This window comes from Candidatus Phycosocius spiralis, assembly GCF_030158815.1.
GTDB lineage: Bacteria > Pseudomonadota > Alphaproteobacteria > Caulobacterales > Aquidulcibacteraceae > Aquidulcibacter > Aquidulcibacter spiralis.
Genome location: NZ_BPFZ01000015.1, coordinates 45,262 through 67,505, shown reverse-complemented (window position 1 = coordinate 67,505; position 22,244 = coordinate 45,262). Strand labels below are relative to the sequence as shown.

General features: G+C 52.5%; 19 protein-coding genes. 2 read left to right on the top strand and 17 right to left on the bottom strand.

The features are described 5' to 3' along the window. Positions 1-4: 4 nt before the first annotated feature. The 6 genes from PsB1_RS10440 to PsB1_RS10415 form a co-directional block, all read right to left on the bottom strand. Positions 5-478, bottom strand: a complete 474-nt coding sequence (locus PsB1_RS10440; protein ID WP_284361201.1) for a potassium channel family protein — start codon at positions 476-478, stop codon at positions 5-7. A 36-nt stretch (positions 479-514) separates the two neighbouring features. Then, a complete protein-coding gene (locus PsB1_RS10435; RefSeq protein ID WP_284361198.1) occupies positions 515-1,552 on the bottom strand; it encodes a class I SAM-dependent methyltransferase in 1,038 nt (345 codons plus the stop codon). A gap of 50 nt (positions 1,553-1,602) precedes the next feature. Next, entirely contained in the window at positions 1,603-2,526 is a 924-nt protein-coding gene (locus PsB1_RS10430) for a lysophospholipid acyltransferase family protein (protein WP_284361196.1), read from the bottom strand. Positions 2,527-2,535: 9 nt separating this feature from the next. Further along, complete coding sequence (gene lpxK, locus PsB1_RS10425) at positions 2,536-3,537, bottom strand: tetraacyldisaccharide 4'-kinase (RefSeq protein ID WP_284361194.1); 1,002 nt, start codon at positions 3,535-3,537, stop codon at positions 2,536-2,538. After that, positions 3,534-4,766, bottom strand: coding sequence for a 3-deoxy-D-manno-octulosonic acid transferase (locus PsB1_RS10420; protein WP_284361191.1), 1,233 nt, complete (start codon positions 4,764-4,766; stop codon positions 3,534-3,536). The genes lpxK and PsB1_RS10420 overlap by 4 nt, the downstream gene beginning before the upstream one ends. A 74-nt stretch (positions 4,767-4,840) precedes the next feature. Further along, on the bottom strand, positions 4,841-5,599 hold the full coding sequence (locus tag PsB1_RS10415) for a lysophospholipid acyltransferase family protein (protein ID WP_284361188.1): 759 nt from the start codon (positions 5,597-5,599) through the stop codon (positions 4,841-4,843). A 122-nt stretch (positions 5,600-5,721) separates the two neighbouring features. On the opposite strand from PsB1_RS10415, the gene PsB1_RS10410 reads away from it, so the two are divergent. Then, positions 5,722-6,384 (top strand): fused DSP-PTPase phosphatase/NAD kinase-like protein, encoded by a 663-nt coding sequence (locus PsB1_RS10410; protein ID WP_284361185.1) that lies wholly within the window; start codon positions 5,722-5,724, stop codon positions 6,382-6,384. Positions 6,385-6,537: 153 nt separating this feature from the next. Here the strand turns inward: PsB1_RS10410 and msrC are convergent, their stop codons facing one another. From msrC to PsB1_RS10390, 4 genes are all read right to left on the bottom strand, one after another. Beyond that, positions 6,538-7,038, bottom strand: a complete 501-nt coding sequence (msrC, locus tag PsB1_RS10405; RefSeq protein WP_284361182.1) for a free L-methionine (R)-S-oxide reductase MsrC — start codon at positions 7,036-7,038, stop codon at positions 6,538-6,540. Positions 7,039-7,092: 54 nt separating this feature from the next. Then, positions 7,093-7,854, bottom strand: a complete 762-nt coding sequence (locus PsB1_RS10400; protein ID WP_284361180.1) for a GNAT family N-acetyltransferase — start codon at positions 7,852-7,854, stop codon at positions 7,093-7,095. Beyond that, entirely contained in the window at positions 7,854-8,741 is an 888-nt protein-coding gene (locus PsB1_RS10395) for an alpha/beta fold hydrolase (RefSeq protein WP_284361178.1), read from the bottom strand. The genes PsB1_RS10400 and PsB1_RS10395 overlap by 1 nt, the downstream gene beginning before the upstream one ends. An 87-nt stretch (positions 8,742-8,828) precedes the next feature. Further along, entirely contained in the window at positions 8,829-10,517 is a 1,689-nt protein-coding gene (locus tag PsB1_RS10390) for an alpha/beta fold hydrolase (protein WP_284361176.1), read from the bottom strand. Between the two features lie 194 nt (positions 10,518-10,711). Between PsB1_RS10390 and PsB1_RS10385 the strand changes: the two genes are divergently transcribed. Next, a complete protein-coding gene (locus tag PsB1_RS10385; RefSeq protein ID WP_284361174.1) occupies positions 10,712-11,332 on the top strand; it encodes a TetR/AcrR family transcriptional regulator in 621 nt (206 codons plus the stop codon). Here the strand turns inward: PsB1_RS10385 and PsB1_RS10380 are convergent. From PsB1_RS10380 to PsB1_RS10350, 7 genes are all read right to left on the bottom strand, one after another. Beyond that, positions 11,329-11,853, bottom strand: a complete 525-nt coding sequence (locus PsB1_RS10380) for a phasin family protein (protein WP_284361172.1) — start codon at positions 11,851-11,853, stop codon at positions 11,329-11,331. The two genes, PsB1_RS10385 and PsB1_RS10380, sit on opposite strands and share 4 nt — an antisense overlap. A 112-nt stretch (positions 11,854-11,965) precedes the next feature. After that, positions 11,966-13,150: an SGNH/GDSL hydrolase family protein gene (locus tag PsB1_RS10375; RefSeq protein WP_284361170.1), complete on the bottom strand. Its 1,185-nt coding sequence runs from the start codon at positions 13,148-13,150 to the stop codon at positions 11,966-11,968. A 37-nt stretch (positions 13,151-13,187) separates the two neighbouring features. Further along, complete coding sequence (uvrB, locus tag PsB1_RS10370) at positions 13,188-15,518, bottom strand: excinuclease ABC subunit UvrB (protein WP_284361169.1); 2,331 nt, start codon at positions 15,516-15,518, stop codon at positions 13,188-13,190. Between the two features lie 739 nt (positions 15,519-16,257). Beyond that, positions 16,258-17,856, bottom strand: coding sequence for a DHA2 family efflux MFS transporter permease subunit (locus PsB1_RS10365; protein WP_284361167.1), 1,599 nt, complete (start codon positions 17,854-17,856; stop codon positions 16,258-16,260). After that, complete coding sequence (locus PsB1_RS10360) at positions 17,853-19,202, bottom strand: HlyD family secretion protein (protein WP_284361164.1); 1,350 nt, start codon at positions 19,200-19,202, stop codon at positions 17,853-17,855. The genes PsB1_RS10365 and PsB1_RS10360 overlap by 4 nt, the downstream gene beginning before the upstream one ends. Before the next feature lie 4 nt (positions 19,203-19,206). After that, the gene (locus tag PsB1_RS10355) at positions 19,207-19,866 is read right to left on the bottom strand and encodes a TetR/AcrR family transcriptional regulator (protein ID WP_284361161.1); all 660 of its coding nucleotides are present in this window, start codon (positions 19,864-19,866) and stop codon (positions 19,207-19,209) included. 261 nt (positions 19,867-20,127) lie between these two features. Further along, on the bottom strand, positions 20,128-21,918 hold the full coding sequence (locus PsB1_RS10350) for a DEAD/DEAH box helicase (protein WP_284361159.1): 1,791 nt from the start codon (positions 21,916-21,918) through the stop codon (positions 20,128-20,130). Between the last annotated feature and the right edge of the window lie 326 nt (positions 21,919-22,244).

The window sequence follows — 22,244 nt, the reverse complement described above, 5'->3', positions numbered from 1 at the left end:
CTGCTTACTCTCCGCGTTGATCTAACCAATCATGTTCTAACGCCCGTAGGCGGCCAATCACCGTAATCAAGAAAGCCGTTGACCACCCTAGAAGAATAACACCATTGGCCGCCTCGATCGCCCCAACCAAACGCCAATCGCGAGGTAATATAACATCACCATAGCCCAAGGTGACAAAGGTGACAGTTGAATAATAAAGTGCAGTCTCAAAGTCGGGCAATGCTTGCAGACCATAATAATAGACAGCTGCATAGATCCAGATTTCACAAGAATGGATAGCAAATATACCAAACACCACCAGTATAATTGAAAAAACCTGTTTTGATAGATGATCTTTGAGTTGTGTGCCATTGGGTTCACGCTGGCGGATCATGTTGATCAAATAGGCAAGTCCAATAAAATGTATTACAACGGTTAAAGCTACCATGGCAGAGGAAATCGCCAAAGTGTCCCAAATATCTGAAATAAAACTAGTCACATCCACGCGCCTGTCCTCTCACAGTTTAAACCGATCTTAAAGCCGCCGAAATGACCAGGCTTTGGTTAAAAAAGCCTGGCGCTGATCGACCAGTTCAAAACCATTGGCTTCCAACATGCCCTGCATATCGGTTGTAAGCCAAGAAGTAAAAAAGGGCTCATGAAAGCCAATTGGGAATGCATCCAACAGTCGGTCCAACTGCGGATGGTCGCTAGTTTGCAGCGCATCGGCTATAATGAAATAGCCACCGGGTTTTAAGATTCGGGCTGTCTCTCGCACAACTTTAGTGCGCACTTTGGGTGGTAATTCGTGAAACAGATAAATGCTTAAAGCACGATCGAAACTCGCATCCCGAAAGGGCGTCGCCTCAGCGGCCCCACTCATAGCCTTTGCGCAACGATAAGGGGCCAGAGCGCGCGAAGCAGCATGCGCGTATGCCGGTGACATATCCAGTGCGGTGAGGTTCAAGCGGGGAAAGTTCCGCATGATCTCCCCTGCCATTTGCCCTGTACCACAAGCCAATTCCACAAGACTGGTTTTGCGCTGATCTACGCCTTTTAGGCTTTGTGCTAATAGGGCTAAAGCTGTTGAGCGCCGCATCGGCCCGGCAGAACCTGTAAACAAAGTCTCGACCTGAAAATCATAGAGATCAGCGCTTTCAGGTGTGAGCCAGCCACCACTTTGCCAATGAAAATTCTGGCGGAAATAGGCGGGGTAGCCCTCGCCCAAGCCGACGTCGCGAACCTCGGTTGCCTGCTTAGCCAAGCGGCGTTTGTCAATAGCCCTCACATCGCGCAGATAGGCGAGACTTTTGCGGGTTTGGCTGAGTTGGGGTTTAGCGTCGGGAAGCAGATAGAGGCCTGCTTCGATATTGGCGAGATCTTGGCTAAAGACCGACAAAAAGGCTTTGCGTAGCGCCCTAGGGTCGGGCTTGGGCTTGTCGGAAGTAAAAGGCGCATCGCCGGGTCGATCAAAGGGTGCCGAGGTGATCCGCGCCAGCCCATAATGGGCAGCGTAAAAGGCAAATTTCGCCGTGGCCCCAGCTGCGTAACTTAATGTCAGAAGACGATCCATTGCTATAACCTAGTTCGTATTGCTTATAGACCAAACTGAAAACTTCAAGTTTAATCAATTACGCCCGCGTCTTGCCAAGCCTTTTTCGGCCAGCGTGCGTGCACCCAAAACCATTGCTCGGGCGCTTTCAGGATTTGGGTTTCGATAAACTGGTTAATCCGAAGGACCGAAGCTTGCACCGCATCATCGATTGGGGTGTCAAAAGCCATGAGCATGGGCTCTTGCACCTCGACTTTAAACTGCGCACGTGCGCCAAGCCGAGCAACAGTCATGGTTTGAAGCGGGGCTTTGAAGCGATAAGCCAAGCGCGAGGGGCCATCGGCGGTCTTACACAAATGCCCAAAAAAAGGCGCTTCAACCCCGGTTTCATATTTTTGGTCGTTCATCATGGCGACAGAGCCACCCTTGGCCAAAATGCGCATCAAACTGACCCCGCCTGATGGGCCTTTGGGCGCGAACAAACGAACCCCATAATCGGCGCGCGCTTTAACAATCGTATCATCAACCCATATATTGTTGGCTGGCCGATAGGTGACACGGCAATCCACGCCGCGTTTGACGATAGCGGCGGGCATCACTTCCCAATTAGCAAAATGCCCAGAGATAAACACACCGGGATTCTTGGCACCTACATAGCGATCAAGGATGTTTAAACCCTCGATCTCCACACGACTATTGTGTTCAAAAAAGTGCATCGCAGAAAGATGGGGGAATTCCCCGACAACACGACCTAAATTATCCCACATCGCATCGAGGAGTTCACGCTCTTCCGCGCGGGTGATCCTTGGCATGGCTAAGCGCATATTATAGCGAGCGGTCTGATGTGCGCTGGTGAACGGACCTAATTTACGGGCAAAGCGCGCTCCAGCGTTGGAAGCTTGGTCGAGCGACATCGCGCTAATTCGGTGCCAGTAAGCGTGAAACGCCCATGATTCCAAACGCTTAATAAAGGATTCGCGTCGACCTACTGTCATAAGTCGGTTTTAGTCCCGCCTGCTGTGGGTGTCGAGTTTAGCGCACAGGAATGCCAAAAAGGCCTCAGGATCTGATAGGCGCACAGTAACAGGGAGAACCCGAACTTTTCTGGCAAAATCGATGGGCAAACGGACATAATCCTTAGCCGTAGTCACAAGCTGGGCCCCCGCTTGCTTAGCCAAGCACTCCAAACGCTTAAGCTCGTGGTCCCGATAGACATGGTGGTCACCAAAGGGGTGAAGATCAACGACATCAAGACCTGCTTCGCGCAAACTAATGTCAAATTTCTCCGGCCGCCCAATCCCACAAAAACCCAAGACAGGGCCCTTGAAGTCAATCGGGCCCGTCGCTAATTCAGCGTGAAAAACCGGTCCGTGATAGCAGGACAAATCGTCGCGCGCATCTTCACTTAAGGCACCCATGACGATCACCCCATCTGTGCGGGCTAAACCTCTTGCTGGCGGCTCGCGCAGCGGTCCAGCGGGAATGAGCCTTCCATTGCCAAAACCAACATTGCCATCGACGACAACTAAGGACAGGTTCTTTTCTAGATTGGGGTTTTGATGAGCATCGTCGAGAATGAGGCCGGCCATCCCACTTTGAGCCGCCAACTGACCTGCTTGCGCGCGATCCTTGGCAATAAAAACCGGACCATCGTGCGCCAGCATGAGGGGTTCATCACCAACATCTTGGGCACGGTGCACCTCTGTATCGACCCGCACGGGCCCTTTAAGCATGCCACCATATCCGCGTGATACAATGGCGACTAAGCCACCAAGCTCGTCTGCTAAGAGACCACGAAGCAGCTGAGCAAGCGGCGTCTTGCCTGTACCCCCCGCACTGATATTGCCAATCGAAATGACCGGTATCGCCACCTTTGTGGGCACGGTAGTGGCCATACGATACGCCACGCTTGCCCCATAAAGCCAACCAAGAGGGCTCAAAAGTAGGCGAAGCACGGGCGCGCTATCGCGGCCTTCCCGGACGATCCAAAAAGTAGGCGCTCTCATGATGATTTTCCTTCCAGACAAGCCAGAAGCGCTGTAACGGTCGCCACCATCGCATGACCACCCCTACCAATCACGTGACGTGCCGCCTCATTCTGCCGGCTGCGGCGTCGAGGATCGCCCAGCAATTGAGTGATCACCATCCCCAGGCGATCGCGTCGAGTATCGTCAAGGATCACACACCCCCCTTCATCCTTCAGGGCCTGATACAAGTCTAAAAAATTGCCAACACAATGCCCACTTACAACAGCAGAACCCAATTGAATTGGCTCAACCGGATTATGTCCGCTCAGCTCTGGCCTTAAACTGCCCGCCATAAAAGTAACTGGAGCCAAGGACATAGCTAGCCCCATTTCGCCTAATGTGTCCCACAGCCAAACACGATCGTCCTTGGTCGGAATGTGACCTCTGGAGCGCAAAACTGGTACAAAGCCATGCTTAGCGCACGCTGCCTGCACTTCAAGCATTCGTTCTGGATGGCGCGGGGCGAGGATTAAAAGCGTATCTGGCGTATCTCGCTTAATCGCGCAATGGGATGCGAGAATTATCTCTTCCTCCCCCGCATGGGTGGAGGCCGCTAGCCAAACCGGCCGCTGCCCCAATATCTCTTTCAGCGCAGTAAGCTCGGCCTGGTTGACCACCAAGGGACTGGTCGCGAGTTTCAGATTGCCGGGCTCTGCCAAAGGCGCGTCTACAAGAAGACTGATCGCGTCACGGGTGCGCCGATCTGCTGGCATAATCAGGTCAAACAGCCCAAACAAAAGCCGTGCCGACTTGATCCGCCCTAGCCATCCCTTGGCGCTTTTATGCGTCATACGCGCATTGACCAAAGCTAGGCGAATATCGGCTTTTTTAGTAGCGAGGAGTAGATTGGGCCAAATCTCGCCTTCGATGAAAATCGCCAGATTAGGCTTCCAGCCTGCGATAAAGGCCTCTGTCGCCCTCGGCACATCCACGGGGACGTAACGATGCATGTCAGGCGCTTTTAGCTTCTTAGCCATCAAATCGGCCGAGGTTTTGGTGGCGCTGGTGAATAAAAAAGTTAGTTCTGGGCGCGCGGCGCGCAGATGCTGGGCGAGGGAAAATCCAAGCAGGCTTTCCCCAACACTTGCCCCGTGGATCCAAACCAAAGTGCCCTCCGGGCGGTTGATGGGTGCCGTGCTTAAACGTTCATTTACACGGCCTGGGTCTTCCTTGCCCTTGGTTGCCCTGCATGCGAGAATAAAGGGCATAAACCCATGGCAGAGGTGGGACATGAGCCGATAGAGCCGGAGGGAGAATGGTAAATCGACTGCCATATTGGAAGTTACGCTAACGCGCTTAGTGCGGGCTCTGCCGCTGGCTCAATCATGGGCCCACCAACTAAGCGATCGGCTTCATGGGTTAGCTCTGTGAGGGATTGCTCGAGGGCCAAGCGCACCGCTTCAAGGGCTTTGTCATCGGCTTGGGTTGGCACATCAATCGCTGGGCCAAAAAGAATGACACCTGTTGAGAACAAGGCGGGTAAATGAAATCGGTCCCAGCTCTTAGCATAACTACCCCCCTTGACAGCAAAAGCTGAGGGCAGGAGCGGTACTTTCGCCATTTTTGCGACCCGCACGGCTCCAATTTGGGCGCGCATACGTGGTCCGCGCGGACCGTCCGGCGTTATACCGACGCAGCCACCCTTACGTGCATGGGCCAGCATCTGGCGGAAGGCTTGCAGCGCGCCCTTATCTTCTACTTCACCATCCCTTTTTGTTTTTGAGGATGAACCGCGCACAACCATCCGACCGATCATGTGCGTCGCTTTGGCAACGAACTGGCCATCGGGGGATAGAGATATCAACATCAATACCGGTTGCACATGTTTAGGCCAAATCGAATGCGCACCCATGATGCGCGAATGCCAATAGCACCAAACAACGCCCTTACCCGACTGCCAAACAGACTGAGCATGCTCAAATCCTACTATCGTCCACCTCGTGGTATTACGCACCAACACCATCCAACCGGCCAATAAGCATCCACAAATCCATTGAACTGGCGATGAGCGAAAAAGAATGCGCATTAGCTTGATCTTCATAATGCCCGCTCCATAAACGGGGTTTGCTTGCAAAGCGAGTGGTTTGGCACCACAGCCTAGCCTTGCTCACCAGCCCTTAACTGCGTAAACGCAAGTCGAACAATTGAAAAGCTTGAATACACGTGCCAAAATTCGATCTAACTACGCCTGAACGCCGCAAAGCCGCTTTGCGCGACTATTGGTGGAATGACCACGGCTTTTTGCGGGCGCGCTTTCAAAACAAGCATCAGATCAGCCCACGCATGTGGCGTACCAATCAACCAAGCCCAGAGCAATTGGCCGCTTGGAAAGCGTTTGGCATCAAGACCATTGTCAATTTGCGCGGCGATACGGATGCGAGCTTTACAGTTCTAGAAAAAGACGCCTGTGCCAATTTAGGGCTTGATCTTGTGTTTCTGCATAGTGAGAGCCGTGGCGCGCCTTATGCAGAGCAACTGATTGAGGCCAAAAAAGCCTTTGAGACCATGGCCTACCCTGCCTTGATGCATTGCAAATCAGGTGCAGACCGTGCGGGAACCATGTCGGTCTTTTATCTTTATCAGATCGAAGGCGTACCCCTTGCCGAAGCGCGCAAACAACTAAACCTAAAATACCTCCATGTTAGTGCCGCAAAAACCGGTATTTTGGACTTTTTCTGGGCCGAATGGGCCAAGATTGAAGCCACAGGTCGCATTGATTTTTGGACTTGGCTTACCACCGAATATGACCGCGATGACTTAAAAGCCCACTATAAACCCCAAGCGGCGTGGAGCTGGTTTGTCGATAATGTGCTTAAGCGGGAATAGAGGGCGGGTTACGCAATAGTGCCCCATCGGTCCACTTCGCGGCCAGCTTCCCCAAAAGTGGGGAAGCGACATGTCGCTGCCGTTGCCGCTGGCTGTATTTTGGCAAAGGCCATGTTCGAGTTGAATTGACTTACAACGCATCCGGCCACAGCCCTAAGCCGTCAGCAAAATCGCGCAAATCGTTTCTAGCCCAGCCTGATCTTCTTCATCAAAGGCCGCAAGCTCGGTTGAATCAACGTCGAGCACGGCGGCGAGTGCGCCGGACGCATCATAGACAGGCACCACAATCTCGCTCTTGGATCGGCTATCGCATGCAATGTGGCCGGGGAATGCGTGGACATCCTTGACGAGCTGGGTTTGGCCTGTAGCGGCAGCAGCCCCGCATACGCCACGACCAAAAGGTATGCGCAAGCACCCCAAAGTGCCTTGATAGGGGCCAACCACCAATTCTGTGGGCTTAAGGGGATCAACCACGTAAAAACCCGTCCAGAAAAAGCGGGGTGCGAAGGCTTGCACCAAAAGACTGACGGCTGTTGCATAGCGCGCGGTAAGGCTGGTTTCGCCCGCCACCACTGCGGCGATCATCGCCTTTAATTCTGTGTAGCGCGCCGATTTTTCAAGCGGCAAGTCATCGGGGGAGAAGGTCTCAGCCATGGCTTCATCTAGGGTTTGCCGGGCATGATTGAAAGGGATAGGTGGCAAAAAGCCTCAGTTGTCAAACCGATAGAGATAACCTGTTACCTTGCTTAAAGCTTGAAAGCCCAGCGCGCGCAAAATGGGTTCACTGGTCGGTAAGGCTTCTGAAAATACCCACTGGCAGCCAAGATCGGCTGCGGCCTTTATGCGCGCATACACGACGGGGCGATAAAAACCACGGTGCCGATAATCCGGGTGGCTCGCCCCGCCATATAGGCCGGCAAACATGCTTCCCGCTGTCTGGATCAAACGCCCCATTGAGACGGCTTGGCCTTCATAGAGGCCAAGCCAGAACGGCTCGCCCGCCAATGCCCGCTCTAAAAGCGCCTGCGGGCTTTTATCACGGTGATAACCAAAAGCTTGAAAGCCCAAGTCATGGCAAAGTGTCGCCAGTGCAAGGTCTTCAACCCGTACAATTTCAAGACCGGGCACTGGGGCCATGGAGCTCAAATCTGTGGATCGAACCAACAGCGTTTCGGTCGGCTGTTGCACAAAGCCCGCTGCTTGGAGTGCTAAAGCGAGACCACCTGGCGCATCATGCTCATAGAGCTTCCACTCAAAATCAAAGGCCCCACTGGCGCGCGCGATTTCTAACTCAGCAGCGATCAGGGTTGGATAAGCGCTTTTGTAAAAGCTCTGCCAAATGACGTGACCATGGTCACGCGTCACAAAGGGGGTCTGTACCCAAGTGGATGGCAAAGCATGCCCATCCGGTCGCCTACGCTGATTGAGGTCAAAGGCATGGAGCAACTGGTGTTGCTCGATACCGTGCATCAAGCGGCTTTCGCCTTTGGTTCGGCAAAAGTCTTGCCCTGCCAAGCTTTACCCTGATCTAAGAAGTCGCGGATCACGGGCACAATCGTCTTGGCTTGCGATACTAAAAACAAATGTCCACCGCCTTTGACAATGTGGAGCTTAGCCTTAGGGGCAAGGCTAGCGATCCAGCGCCCATTGATTTCAGGAACAATCTTATCCTTATCCCCCATCATGACCAAGGTTTCAGCCTTTAAAAACGGTAAGAACCACGCACTCGTCCAGCCCATCATGCAGGTCAATTGGTGCATATAGCCAAGGGTGGTGGGCGGCAACAGACGCGAAGCATGGCCGTCCGAACCCGTGGTATCACCGCCATAGAGGCTACGAAAATTAGCCAGCATATAATCGCGGTCAACATAACGACGTGGACTTGCCATTTTAAGCAGGACTTCAGGATCGCCCGGCACCATCAACATGCCCATGCTGGTAGCGGCCAGCACCAATCGCCCGGTGCGCTTTGGGTTTTGCCACGCAAATTGTTGCGCCATCCCTCCACCCCATGATACACCCATCACATCCACAACTTCAAAGCCATAATGGTCCAACAATTGGGTTGCAAAAGCGCAGATCATCCAAGGCCGATAGGGTAAGATTGGACTAGGCGACTTGCCAACTCCTGGCATATCAAAGGTGATGATATCGCGATCGCTAAACCAATCGGCCAGTGGGGCCATCAGCTCTATATTGGCACCTATACCATTGAAAAATAGGATCGGATTTGGACGCTCAACACCTGCTTGCCCGGGCAAATCCGTGCGCCATACTCCGGCACGCACCGTGCGCCCACCCAGCTTCACAAGCTCAAACGTCCCCTGACGGTTGGCGATCTTTGTTGAATTTGGCAAATTACCTATCCTTCTTAACTCGACTTTTTATAGTGATTTGAGATGATTGCTAAACCCTTACAGCCCATGTGTTCGACCATGGCGCGCTTACTCATTAAAGGCATAGCGACCAGGGGCCGGATCACCTGGTGGATAGGCCTTATTACCCATTTGTTTTGGTGCCGCTTTGAGTGGGCCAGAGCGCGCTTTGAGCCATTCGCCCCAGAACGGCCACCACGAACCTGCAACTTCCTTGGCCCCCGCCATCCACTCATCACTGCTTGGGGGTAGCTTACCCTCTTTGCGATAAAATTTTGACTTGGGATTTCCAGGTGGGTTGAGCAAGGCTTGGATATGGCCTGAATGCGACAAAATGAACTCAATATTCTTAGAGCCCACCAATTGAGTGGTGCGATAGCACGCCTTCCAAGGCGTGATATGATCGGTGACGCCCGCAATCACAAATAAGTCTTGGGTGACTTTGGTGAGGTCAACCAAATGGCCGGCAAACTCCACTTTCCCAGGATTGGCAAAGGGTTGCTTAGGATACATGTCAAGATAATCGGAATGGAGTTTGGCAGGCAGATTGGTGGTATCATTGTTCCAGAACAGCACATCGAACGGCGGGGGATCTTGCCCCATTAGATAATTATTGATGACATAATTCCAGACCAGATCATTAGGTCGCATCCATGCAAACATGCGCCCTAATGCATCTCCCTCTAAAATCCCTTTCTTGGCCGAACGTTGACGCGCCAATTCAATCCCATGTTCGGACACCAGCGCCCCAACTTCAGAATCGCTGCGTTGTGGGTCTAAAACATTGACCATCAAGGTCACGGCATTGACCCGCGTATCGCCAAGGCTGGCGAGCTTTGATAAAAAGGTTGCGGTTGTGATCCCGCCAGAGCATGCTCCTGAAACATTAACCTTTTTGGACTTTGTAATGTCTAGGATTACGTCGGTCGCTTTAATCAGCTCATCGACGTAATGAGCGAGCCCCCAGTCGCGATGTTCCACCTGTGGGTTGCGCCACGAGACCAGGAAGGTCGTTATGCCCATCGTCCCCAAGAAGCGCACGATGCTTTTGTCCGGCGATAAATCATTGACATATGCCTTGTTGATTTGGGGCGGAATGATCAGGAATGGGATGGCGTGAACATGCTCTTCGCTGGGCACATATTGGATCAACTCCATCATCTCAGTCTTATAGACGACGGAGCCTTCTGAAATTGCCAAGTTTTCGCCGACCTTAAAGGGCCTTTTGTCCACTTGGCTGACCTGGCCACCATTTTCTATGAGGTCCCGATAGGCATTTTGGAGGCCCTTAAGCAGACTCATACCGCCACTTTCATAAGCACGTTTGATGGCAGCTGGATTGCCGATCAAACTATTAGTCGGCGAAATACTGTCGATAATCATTTGGGAGACAAAATTGGCGCGGGCGCGCTCCAATTCATCCAGCTCAAGGTCTGCGAGCCACGTGCCGACATTTTTCTGCACCGCCAGATAATATTGCATGCCCATGCGATAAATCGGGTTATATTTAAAGGTGATATCCAAAAAGCGCTTGTCTTTTGGGCTTGGGGCCAGATCGCTTTCATTTTTAAGAATGCGCACCACATCCTCACCCAAGGCTTTGAGATGCTTGGTTGTTGTCGCGGGCTTCTGGGTCACTTCGCGCATCATCAAGGCCACGGCCCCCAACAAATCTTCGCGCGCCAAGCCCATCATAGCGGTTAGAGCCACCGTATTTTCTGCCGCTTCGTCTCCTAAATTGAATTTCTGCTTTGACACTTTGACCTCCCATGCCACAAACCATGCCCCAAATCATGGCCTGAAATTCCTGGCCTCAAAATTGTGGGAGCGATTTTCATCAGCCATGTCACATGGGAGGTTATGACGGCAATTGACAATCGTGAAGCTATTTGTGCTGTGATACCAAAGATTCCGCTACTTGCCCGCTTCTGGCAGCGTTAGGACGCCCGATTATGAGTGCTGCACCCTCAACCAAGGATAAAATCCTGACCCAATCGCGCGAATTGTTCAATAGCGAAGGCTTTGGCGCTTTAACGGCGGTGGATATCGCCAATTATCTTTCCATGTCGCCTGGTCATCTTTATTATCATTTCAAAGGCAAAGCCGAGATCGCAGCAGCCCTTCTAACCGCCCATATCGAAGAACTTGAAACTATCAAGAACGCGGCCCTTAGCGCTTGTGTGGGCACAAAGGCCACCATCGAGGCCGCTTGGACTTGGATGCATATCTTGGTCGAAGAAGCGTGGGATGCGCGCTTTGCTTACCGGGAACCCTTAGCCATCGTGCGATCTGACGCCCGTTTAGCCAATCAGATGCGCCATATGTTTAGCGTTCAGCACGATGCCGCTTGGGGCCTGTTACACGCCTTGCGCAGTTCGGGCACTATCCTAGCCAGTGATGAGGCCTTTGATGGTTTGGTCCACCAAGTCGCCTTGGGTTTAGCTTTTCAATTGGTGCGCATGGAATTTGATGCCCAAGTCACAGAAAAGCCGCGCGACCTGATTGCCCGCGCGGCTGCCCTGATTATTTTACCAATCACGGGGTTTATCGCCCCGTCGGTTCAAGCAACTTAAGAAGCTTCGTCCTCGGTTTTCTTAGCGGCTTTGGCCGGTGCCGCCTTAGCACCTTTCAAAGCTTCTACTTCTGCGGATAAAGCTTCGATTTTTGCAGTTAAGGCTTCAATCTGACTACCGATGGCGAAAATGTTTAAAGGTGCTACTTTGTCCATGAAAGGAGATACTTTTTCCAACACAGTTTTGCGCACCGACTCAAACCTTTCTTCTAAGTCGTTCATGCGGGTTTCAGAGGCTGCCTTGACTTGTGCCGTCGTTTTCTCAACATATTCAGATACTTTGCCTGCAGTCTCATTCCTTGAGATGCTGGAGCGAACCAAATCTTCGACCTGTTCACCTTTTTCAACCAATTGGTCGAACAACTCGTTCGCGGCCCCGGTTACCTTTTCAACGCGGCCTGCGGCTTCTTGGTAAACACGGCCATAAGCACCAACACCTGCTAACCAGATTTTACGTGCGATTTCAAGACCTTCATTACGGGCCGTTTTAACACTTGACTTAACTTTTTTTGCTTTTGTCATGATTATCTCCACAACGGGCTGCTGGGGAAATGGGGGGGGGCAGCCCTTAAGTATTAAATGCTTATAGTGGCCCAAATTAGAAAGCGCATACTAATGGCTGCATCGCAGCAATTCAGCGGCCATGAGTTTTTAGCCAAAGCTCTGGATGGGCAGCAAGATAAGCATCTAAACGCGCCGCTACAGCTTTATGGTCGCGCGCCGACATATGAAAATGGCAGGCGCTAGCTTCAGGTTCTTTGAGCATCAAAGGTAAAATATCACTATAGCTAAAACCAAGCGCTTTGGCCCTGGCGCGCAGTTGATCCTGGCCAATCGTGTTCAACCAAGTCACTTCATCGGGTGTTAATTGGCCAAGATTGGGCCAGGAGATCAAAAGGGCGGCTTTAGGATGTTTTGCATAAAGCACACCCATAAAACGCTGATAGGTCTCAATATAATCGTCCAAAAAGGCCTTGCGCGACGCCCATCGCTCCCCCGCTTCAAGGGGGGTGGAGAAATCATTATCGCCCAATTGCAGCACAATCACCTGTGGCCGCCAGCCCGTTTCGCCCACCGGCACCTGCTGATCCAAGAACACAAAAGGATAGATGTCAGGCAAGGTTTGGCCCGGTAGTTCGCCTTGCCAATTGCGAATCATACCGCGGCCGGAAATGGCTTGGATTTGATAATCGGCCCCGGCTGCTTTCGCGCTCAACACCGGATAGGCGCGGGTGACGTCGGTGGTGGCAAACACCACCTCAGTACTACATTCGTGCGTGGACGACAAAATGCCATAGCCCAACATATTGGAATCGCCAATAAATTCGATCTGGCGTGGCCGTGGAGGGTCTAGGGCCACTTGCGTCGATTTAGGCGCATAAAAGCCTGAAAACACGCCACGATGATCTTGGTTCTCACTCACCCGCTCCAAACGCGCGTGGTGGGTGCCTGACCCCAGCCCCGAGATCGACATCTCACGCGCCGCCTTCGGCTCCAGTCGGATCGGGGACGCATCATCAATTAATAGATGATAGACATTGGTTGGATCATCAAAGCGCAGGGTTAGGGTCTCGCCGTGAAACTGGGTCTCAAAATACACGCCCGGCCATTGGTGGCTATAGGCCTTTGAGCCCGATGGCAGAGCCGCTTCAGCCGGCACAACCTGCATCCGCCCGGTGGCGCGCATGGCCAGAGGTTCAAGCTTGTGTGCCACAATCATCTCACCCACACTTAAATCCAATTTCGCTGCCCCTTGCGCCTGCGCACCACCCACTGCCAGCACCCAAATAGCCAAAAAAGACAAGATCATGCGCATCATGGGTGTACTTTGGGTCAAATCCCTGCGTCTCGCAAGTTCAAACCCCCAATTCCTGGCGTTCCAGCCGTTTGATCTCGTCACGCAGGCGAGCAGCTTCTTCAAATTCGAGGTCAGCAGCAGCGGCACGCATGCGCTTTTCAAGGTCAGACAGTGCCAGTTTATAATTGTGGCCAGGGGCACCGGGAACTGGCAAGGTATCGGCCTTACCCCTGCCCTTGCTTTTTCCTTTAATCAAAGCATTGGCATCGCCATACTCTTCAAGGCCCACGGTGACGCCCTCTTTGCCGTAGGGGCTGTTTAGAATGTCATGGATGTTGGAACGGATGGATTGTGGCGTGATACCATTGGCTTCATTCCAAGCCATTTGCTTGGCACGACGTCGGTCGGTCTCATCTATCGCGCGCTGCATTGAGCCCGTAATAGTGTCAGCATATAAAATGACCCGGCCATCGATGTTGCGTGCAGCGCGCCCAATCGTTTGCACAAGGCTGGTTTCAGAGCGCAAGAAGCCCTCCTTATCGGCATCCAATATGCACACAAGACTGCATTCTGGAATATCAAGACCTTCACGTAATAGATTGATCCCAATTAGAATATCAAAAGTTCCTAATCGAAGATCCCGGATGATTTCTATGCGTTCCACCGTATCAATATCCGAATGCATATAGCGCACTTTAAGACCCTGCTCATGCATATACTCGCTCAAATCTTCGGCCATTTTTTTGGTCAAGGTGGTAACCAAAACCCGTGATCCTTGTGCGATCGTGGCCCGGCATTCAGCGATACAATCATCGACTTGGGTGAAGCCTTGCCCAGTCACCGGGCGGATCTCAACCGGGGGATCGATCAGGCCTGTAGGGCGGATGACCTGCTCAACAAACACCCCGCCGGTCTGGGTCAGTTCCCAAGGCCCCGGAGTGGCTGAGACACTTATGGTCTGCGGGCGCATTGCATCCCATTCTTCAAAGCGGAGCGGGCGATTATCCATGCAGGATGGCAGGCGGAACCCATAATCAGAGAGCGTCTTTTTACGGCTATAATCGCCCCTAAACATCCCACCAATCTGGGGAATAGTCACGTGACTCTCATCTACAAAGACCAAAGCATTATCAGGAATATATTCAAACATGGTGGGCGGAGGTTCACCGGGGTTACGGCCCGATAAATAGCGCGAATAATTTTCAATCCCTGCACACGAGCCAGTCGCCAGCAGCATCTCTAGGTCAAAATCAGTGCGTTGTTTGAGGCGTTGGGCCTCAATCAACAAACCGTTCCTTTCAAACCATTCGACCCGCGCCTTCGCTTCGGCTTTGATCTTCTCGATCGCTTGACTGAGTGTGGGGCGCGGTGTGGTGTGGTGGCTATTAGCATAGACCTTGATGGCCTCAAGCTCGCCCGTCTTTTTACCTGTCAGCGGGTCAAACTCATGAATGGCCTCCACCTCATCGCCAAAGAACAGGATGCGCCAGGCGCGGTCCTCATAATGGGCAGGGAAAATGTCGAGCGCGTCGCCACGCAGTCGGAAATTCCCGCGCGCGAAATAGACGTCATTGCGCTTATAGTGCAGAGCCACCAGATCGCGCGTTACGCTTTGTGGGTCGGCTCGGTCGCCAGGCTTGAGCACAAAGGTCATCGAGGAATAGCTCTCAACCGAGCCAATGCCATAGATGCACGAGACAGATGAGACGATAATGACATCATCGCGCTCGAGTATCGCGCGCGTGGCTGCGTGGCGCATGCGGTCAATTTGTTCGTTGATATTGCTTTCTTTTTCAATATAGGTGTCGGTGCGCGGCACATAGGCTTCGGGCTGGTAATAATCATAATAAGAGACAAAATACTCCACCGCATTATTGGGAAAGAAGTTCTTAAACTCGCCATAAAGCTGGGCTGCCAACGTCTTGTTATGCGCCAGGATCAAGGCGGGCCGTTGAAGTTTGTGGATCACCTGCGCCATGGTGAAGGTCTTGCCAGAGCCAGTAACGCCCAATAAAATCTGGTCCTTTTCGCCTTCTTGCGCGGCCTGACACAAAGCCTCAATTGCCGCTGGTTGATCGCCTGCGGGCTGATAGTCACTGATGAGCTCAAACTTTTTCCCGCCTTCAAATTTGTCAGGCAGAATTGGGCGGTGGGGCTGCCATGCTGGAGGGGCCTGCTTGCCGCGCGCGTCAAGCACCTCATAATCGAAATCATAGATAAAAGGATCGCCTGCAAACTCCACACCCGTTAACGTCTGGGCATTGGGATTGGGCTCATCCAAGGCGTCAGCCTCGGCCCGCAATTTCTTAATATTCTCCCACACCTGCATCTTATCGGTGATCGGATGCGGGTTGGGCTTACGAAATCGGGAAGTGGGGGAATGCGCCATCAAGAGAACATAGAGGGAATATCGTAGTTTGGATAGAGGGGCACCAAAGGTCCAACCCGCACATCCTTAGATAAATTTATTTAAATTAATTGTCCATAGATTTTAATTCTTCATATTTACATGCCCGATGCAAGGTATTAACTATCATTGACACACAATTAGAACCTGACACCAAGCAGGTTTGGTCGTGCCCTATGCGATCACCTGCTCGATTCCTTGATGTCTAACAATGCCTCTTCACGGCAGCCAAAAAAGAGATCAACTGTATGAATTGGGCTTTTATTTGCAACAACCCTGATGCCAAGTATCGCGACTAGATACCACCACAATTGTAAAACCTCTGCGCAACCAGTGGCTTATGTGTCGCATGATGATCAAACGATAAAGAATGAGTGCTAAGGGAGATGAAACAGCAGCCGGGGTATGTAGCGGTATATAGGTGTGGGTAATAGATTTAATTGCCGATTGGATTGGATTGATTCTAGATCGACTGGGGTTCGATTGTTGATAAAGAAGGCTGGGGTGATACGCGAGTGATGGTGTTACGCTGGGTCGATCATGGATGTAATTGTGGTACTATCAGTCATCGCGTGCGCTTTGCTTTGCTCCACGGCAGCTATTCGCAGGATAACTGGACTTGACGCGACAAAACGCCCGGTCATGCTCGTTAAGCTTTTTGTTTCAGCTTCGGCACAAACGCGCTTCCCAGATCACTCAAACCAAAACGTCAGTTGCCCCCCTAATGGACAGCCCCAGAACCCGCATTTGGCTTGGCCTTGGATAACAGCGGTATCGCCAATAGCGATAAAGCCAAAAAGCCTGCGATCACCACGAAGAGGTTATTGAACGTCATCACGGCGGCTTCGCGGTTGAGGATTTGGATTTGTTGGGCCAAAGCGGCGGTATCTGGGTTCGTCACTCCGCGTGCAGCGAGATTAGCGCTGGCTGCCGCCAGCCGATCGGCCAACATCGGATCGCCCATATTGAGCGCTTCGCCCAACGCCGTGCGGTGAAAGACGGTGTAAAAGTCGTTCATAGTTGATAAGATCGCCAAACCAATCGCGCCGCCAAGATTACGTGTGAGATTAAAGAGGCCCGATGCGCTTTGAATTTTTTGGGGTGCCATCGTGCCAAGCGCTAAGGTGGACAAGGTAGCAAAACATAAAATCAGGCCGCAACCGCGCATGGCTTGAGGCCAGAAAAACTCCCAAAAGCTGGATTGCGCCGTCAGATGCGCTTGCATCAGACACGAGCCGCCGACCAAACTGGTACCGAGAAAAATAGAGATACGCGGGTCGATCCGCATGATGAGCTGGCGCGCAAACGGAGCGCTGAGCAACATAAACACCCCAGTCACAAACATGATTTGCCCAATTTGGAGGGCATTATAGCCTCGAACCTGCCCTAAAAAGAGTGGCTGAAGATAGACTGAGCCATAAAGACCAATACCAACACTAAAGGCCAGAAGAGAGCAGACGGCAAAGTTGCGGTCACTAAAGGCATCAAGCTTTACAATCGGCTCTTCGAGGGTGAACGCACGCCAAAAAAAGACGCCAGCGCCACCGATCAAAGCACACAAGTAGACGACAATCTCAGAGCTCGCCAGCCAGCCCTGCCGTGGCCCCTCCTCCAACACGATCTCGAGCGATCCTAAAAACACAGCCATGCCGATTAGTCCCGGCACATCAATGCGGCGCAACAGACCCCAATTAGGGGTTTTAAGCGGGATCAAAAAGAAGCATCCCGATGCACAAATGAGGCCTGGTAAAAGATTGACCAAAAACAACCAATGCCAACCCAAAGCCGAGGTGATAAAGCCACCAAGGGCCGGCCCCATCGCAGGTGCCGAGGTCATAATCATGCCCAGCATCACATTGACGGTGGCGCGGTCCTTTTCTCCAAACAATAAGAAGGCGGCCGCAAAGGTGGTTGGCATCATAAACCCGCCCATAAAACCTTGAATAATCCTAAAAAATACCAAGGTCTGAATGCTGTTTGCACAAGCGCAACCCAAGGACGCCACAGTAAAGCCAAGGGCAGCCGCACTGAACAAATTGCGGATCGATAAGGCCCGCCCCATGAAGCCAGATAGTGGAATGGCAATCACTTCGGCGACCAAATAGCTGGTTTGGATCCACACCAATTCATCCGCGCTGGCTGAGACGCCCGCTTGAATTTCCCGCAAAGAGCTTGCAACAATTTGAATATCTAGGATCGACATAAAATTGCCCAAAGCCATTGAGGCAAAACCGAACCATAAAGCTGGGCTCGATTTGGGATAGGTTATCGCACCAGGCTTGCCAGCAGGTGCGTCCACCGGTGGGGCGGTATCGGTCATTTCTGTGCTATGACTTTGGGCGATGTGCCGCCGCGCGTATCAACATCCACCGTGGCAGAAAGGCCAGGCCGCAATAGGCCCTTGGCGCGCCATTCCCGATCAATCGCGATGCGCACCGGCACGCGCTGGACAATCTTGGTGAAATTGCCGGTCGCGGTATCCGTCGGCAACAAGGAAAATTGTGAGCCAGATGCCGGGGCCACACTTTCAATCACGCCCGTCACCTTTTGATCGGGGAAAGCATCGACTTTGAACGTCACCTTTTGACCGGGCTTCAAGCGGCCAATCTGGGTTTCCTTGAAATTGGCGACCACATAAACCTGATCCAAAGGCACTAAAGCCATTAAAACCGTGCCGGGGCGCACCAATTGGCCCATTTGGACTGTGCGATTGGCAACAATGCCAGAAATAGGTGCGCGAACTTCGCCATAGGCTTGACCGAGTTGTGCAGCATCTAGTCGTGCTTGTGCCGCCAGCACCGCCGCATCAGCCGCCTTAATCGCCGCCAAAGCTGAACCAATGGCTGTGCGGCCAGAACGGGCACCAGCTGATGCCGCTTGTGCCTTCGCAACCGCACTTTGTGCGCCAGATTGCGCCCCCAAAGCCCCTGCCCCTGCCGAAATGACATCATTGCCCGATTTAGTGCGAGAGGCCGATAAAACTGCCACTTGCTGACGCGCAACAAGGGTTGCGGCACGGGCTTCAGCCAAGCGGGCGCGTGCTGCTTCGGCTTGCGCCTCCACCTGATCCATCCTTGCTTGGGAGACATAGCCCTGCTTGGCCAAAGTCAAAAAACGCCCACGATCAGCTTCAGCGACTTGGTAGGCGGCTTGGGCTGCCTGAAAACTCGCCTCCGATTGAATAACCAGATCGGCTTGAGTAGAAACTTGTTCGGTCACTACATCAGCAGAGAGGGCGCGGCCGCGGGCTTCAACTTTGGCTTGGTTGGCCAATGCGCTGGCTTGACGGGCACCGGCTGAGGAAGCAATTGATTCCGCCTCAAGCCGATCGGCTTCAGCACGGATTCTTTTAGCTTCAAAATGCGCGCGCGCAGCTTCTGCTTTGGCCTTAGCAAAATCTGCCTGCGCAGCAGCGACACTGGCTTGTGCGTCGCGTGGGTCCAATGTGACCAAAGCAGCACCCGCCAGAACTTGACCATTATCAACGGCATGGATCATGCGCACATAGCCTTCGGTCTTGGCGGCTACCATCGTGATATCTGCACGCACATAGGCGTTATCTGTAGTGATGTGATAGCGGCCCACCAGCAGCCAGCTGCCGCCAAACCAAATCAAGGTGACCAGAGCAAGGCCTCCAATGCCCATCAGAATCTGCTTAGGGGTCATATACTCACTCCGGGCATGTTTGGTGCGGGGTAGCCGCAATACCATTTAGGAAAAGATCAAAAATCGCCTCGACCTCTTGATCCATACTGGGGCCTTTATGGAATTGGGGAAATGCTTGGCGACGCAGGATTTCAAACACCAAAGGCGAGACTAAAGCGCGGGCTGCTATGATGGGCTCAACCGTACGAAACTGGCCTCGATCGATTCCGGCTTGGATCAATTCCACCAAAGCGGCTTGTGTGCGCTCTATAACTGTGCGGTGGTAAAACTCAGCAAGGTCTGGAAACCTGTGTGCTTCAGCCAAGATGATCCGCGGTATTGCGGCGACCCTCAGATCGTGAAACGAAGTGGCCCACATGTGGGCGATCAAGCGCAACCCAGCTTTTGGATCGCTCAATTGCTGTCTGGCGGCTGCATCGAAATGGGTTCGCAAAACTCCGACACGCTGCTCGACCAAGGCTTTAAATACATCGTGCTTCGACGGAAAATACAGATAAATCGCGGCTTTTGATAAGCCAGCCCGTTGCGCTATATCCTCCATCCGCGTCGCAGCAAAACCATTGAGCGCAAATAACTCAAGCGCCGCTTCCAGTACTTCATCTGGGCGCGCTTTGGGCTTACGCGTCCATCTGGGAAGTGCGGAGTTGTCAGGATTTGAAATCATCACTTTTATATAACTGACTGGGCAGTTATTTGTCGAGAGGCAATAGAATATCATGAGGGCGGAGCACAGAAATGTGCCCAGCTAAGTACTGACGCTAAGGCAGGCAGATCAAACAACACCACCATTCTTGGATCAGTGGTTTGGAAAGCAATTCCAACAATTAAGGCTTAACATTTTAGACCCAACATTTCAGGGGGGATAAGATTTTGGAGAGCGTGCCTTGCCTTTAACGGACAAAAATAGTCAATCTAAATCTATTTGTTAAACGATTTTTTTCCTACCAGAAGGCGGTGGGCCGACCTTTTGGCGTGGCGGGCCAACCACGCCGCGAGGGCCTCTTTCCCCTTTCGGTGCTGATTTTTTTTGTTTTCCCTTTTTGCCACCTTTTGGTGGTGGTCGTCGCGGTGCCCTCTTAGCGGTGTCAGGGTCATTTGCAGGCACAATCCGCATTGCATCGTCTGGATGTTGATGAACTGCCTGCATGAAGCGATCGGCAAAACGCGGGTCAATTTCAAACAAGGTTTCACGATCAAAAATCCGAATCGAGCCGATTTCATTCTTGGTGACATGGCCCAGCCGGCATATGAGTGGGATCAGCCATTTGGGGTCAGCATTGGAATTGCGACCGACACTGAGGCGAAACCATTTCGTGCCAGATTGATCAGATATGTTCAATAGGTGCCGCTCACCGCGGCCTGGTCGTTGACGCACCCGATCGGGCCGGGCACCACGCGATTCAGACGAAGGCTCAAACAAATCTTCGGGTTCAGGAAGACGCGAGCGATAGAGCCGGATCAGCCCAAGCGCCACTTTTTCTGGCCCTGACCCCGCCAACAGAGCGGAAGCAAGGCCTTCTTCTTCCTCATTAGAAGCTTCGTTGAGTAAGGGGTCGTTGAGGAGTGCATCACGGTCAGCCGCGCGGATTGATTCAGCGCTCGGAGGAGACGACCAAATCGCCGAAACCCCGGCAGCTTGGAGTAATTGTTCAGCCTTTTTACGCCTTGTAGTAGGCACTAAAACCACAGACGTGCCTTTGCGTCCAGCGCGCCCGGTACGACCAGAACGGTGGAGAAGAGCCGCCTTATTGTGGGGAAGCTCGGCATGAATAACTAAGGTTAGATCTGGTAAATCAAGTCCACGCGCCGCTACGTCAGTAGCGACACACACCCGCGCGTGGCCATCACGCAAAGCTTGTAGCGCTTCGGTACGCTCCTTCTGCGAAAGCTCACCCGATAAGGCCACCACCCTAAAGCCGCGCTCACGCAAGCTGCCAAAGAGATGGCGGACGCTTTCACGCGTTGCACAAAACACCAAAGCGCCGCCAGTGCCGTAAAAGCGCAACACATTGACAACCGCTAGCTCAAGTTCATTAGGAGCGACGCGAATAGCGCGATACTCAATATCGCCATGGGGGACATTTCGCGAAGTAGTATCAATGCGCACCGCCTCGCGCTGATAACGTTTGGCGAGCGTGACAATATCCTTGGCCAAAGTCGCTGAGAATAATAGAGTGCGTCGATCATGTGGTGTACTATCCAAAATGGCTTCCAAATCATCCTTAAAGCCCAAATCCAACATTTCGTCGGCTTCATCGAGGACAACGGCGCGTAGGCCACTAAAATCCGCACGACCACGTTCCATATGATCCCGCAGCCGCCCTGGCGTGCCAACTATGATATGACATCCTGCTTGGAGTTTTCGTGCTTCTTGGCGGGCATCCATGCCCCCAACGCAGCATACTACCTGCGCGCCAGCCTTGGCATAAAGCCAGTCTAGTTCCCGCGCGACCTGTTGCGCCAATTCGCGGGTTGGCGCGATCACCAAAGCCAAAGGTGTACCCGCACGCCCTAAACGCTCTTCCCCTGCTAATAAAGTTGGGCCAATGGAAAGACCAAAAGCGACCGTCTTGCCAGACCCGGTTTGAGCCGACACCAATAAATCACCCTCTGGGCGGTTATGCGCCAAAACAGCAGCTTGAACGGAGGTAGGTTCGCCATAGCCATGGGCGGCGAGCGTCGCTTCAAAAACAGCGGGGAGGGTTGGAAATGGCATGAACGTCCCGAAATCGCACTTCTAAATTGCGGATAAGTTGCGGAAAAATATAAGATCTGCATGGGGCAAAGCTGTTAAAGGAGGGTTTAGCAGGATTTGAAACTAACAGCCACGCATCTGCCTGTGATTGCCGTAATCACAGCCTAATCCTACCAAGCCTTTAAAACAATCAATAGGCCTTCACTGGCTTTGACCAACTTTCCACTTTTAACAAGCCGGCCCGGGTACTACAGCTGTTTAAGAGAACCACCATTTTCAGGCATTGGCAGCTGTTTAGCCGCGTTAACCGCAACATGTGCTTGCAACCTGAACGAAGCGGGACAATA